The sequence below is a fragment of the Dietzia sp. B44 genome, from assembly GCF_014145245.1.
Classification (GTDB): domain Bacteria; phylum Actinomycetota; class Actinomycetes; order Mycobacteriales; family Mycobacteriaceae; genus Dietzia; species Dietzia natronolimnaea.
Map to the genome: position 1 here is coordinate 1 of NZ_JAALEF010000482.1, position 1,634 is coordinate 1,634.

Genomic DNA, 1,634 nt, shown 5'->3' on the forward strand with positions numbered 1-1,634 from the left:
CGGGCGGCCGCGGACGCGGCGATCGCGGACGCGGCGGCGCGGTCCGGGTCCGGGCGCACGACGGTGGTGGTGAGCTCGGCCGGAACCATCTCGTTGGCGGTCGCGGGCCTGTTGGCCGACCCGGAGGGCGTGGTGGGGTTGTGGACCCGCCTGCAACGCGTGACCGTCAACACGGGAGTGGCCCGCGTCGTGGTGGGTCGCGGCGGGATGACCTGCATCGCGGTCAACGAGCACCAGCACCTGGAGCGGGCCGCCGGGCCGGAGGACCCGCGGGGTCTGATCACGCTGCGGTGACCCGGCTTCCGATCCCCTCGAGGTGACCGAAGGGTGGCGCCGGTCGCCGTATCGTACGACTGTGGCGGCCGGACACGGCGGCCGTCCGACTGTCAGGAGAGCCCCGATGCCCACATTCCAGCGCGGTCACACGACCATCGCCTACACCGACACCGGCGTGCCCGCCGGTCGTGAGGACGCTCCCGTGGTGTTCTTCGCCCACGGTCTGCTCTTCTCCGGGTGGATGTTCCAGCACCAGATCGCCCACCTGCGGGACAGGTACCGGTGCGTGACCATCGACTTCCGTGGGCAGGGCGACTCGCCCCGCGCGCTCGGTGGGTACGACATGGACACGCTGACGGTGGACGTCAGCGAACTCCTGCGGCACCTGCAGATCCCCGTGGTGAACTTCGTCGGCCTGTCCATGGGCGGCTTCGTCGGGATACGGCTCGCGGCCCGCAACCCCGAGATCGTGCACTCCCTCACCCTGCTCGACTCCGCCGCCACCGCGGAGGAGCCGGCCAACCGCAGCAAGTACAAGACCCTGTCCAAGGTGTACCGCGTCGCCGGGATGAAGCCGCTCCGGTCCCGTGTGGCGCCGATCATGCTCGCCGACCGCAACCTCTCGGCACCCTGGGTCGAGGAGTGGATGGCGATGCTCGAGCGCACCGACCGCGCCGGTCTGGTCAAGGCCATCGAGTCGGTCGCGGACCGGGATCCGTGCGAGGACGAGGCCATCCGGATCATCGCTCCGACGCTGGTCGTGGTGGGTGCGGAGGACGCGGCCACACCGCCGGACAAGTCGCGCCGGATCGCCGAGCTCATCGCCACCACGAGCTTCCACGAGATCCCCGGTGCGGGTCACTCGCCGACCATGGAACGGCCCGACGAGGTCAACGCCATCCTCGAGGCGTTCCTCTCCGAATACAACGCGTGAGGGCGAGGGAGACGATGACAACCGGGAGCACCGCGACGGACAGTGACGCGTCCACCGGAGGCTGGGTCGGCGTGCTCACGGGGAAGCTCACCGCCTGGCTGATCCTCGCGGCGGTCCTGCTCGTGTCCGGCGCCGTCTTCGCGCTCGCGTCCTCCGAGGGCGCGTCCGAGGCACCCCAGACGTTGCCGGACACCTCCGAAGCCGCCCTCGTCTCCCAGATCCAGCAGGAATTCCCCGACGCGGGGTCGGTGCCGGCGGTACTGGTGGTCACCAGGCAGGACGGTGGCGAGCTGGGCCCGCAGGGGATCGCCGCGGCCGTGGGGGCGGGTGAGCGGATGGCGGAGGTCGTCGGCGCCGCGCCCCAGGGACCGATCCCCTCCGAGGACGGCGCCGCCGCGCTGTTGCTGGTGCCGGTCGAGGCCGA

General features: G+C 71.4%; 1 protein-coding gene and 2 pseudogenes. All 3 read left to right on the forward strand.

The genetic code is table 11. The features are described from left to right. A pseudogene (locus tag G6017_RS14490) lies at window positions 1-294 on the forward strand (histidine phosphatase family protein); the annotation flags it as partial. A gap of 106 nt (window positions 295-400) precedes the next feature. Beyond that, window positions 401-1,210, forward strand: coding sequence for an alpha/beta fold hydrolase (locus G6017_RS14495; protein ID WP_179523652.1), 810 nt, complete (start codon window positions 401-403; stop codon window positions 1,208-1,210). A 14-nt stretch (window positions 1,211-1,224) separates the two neighbouring features. Then, window positions 1,225-1,634: pseudogene (locus G6017_RS14500) on the forward strand (MMPL family transporter); the annotation flags it as partial.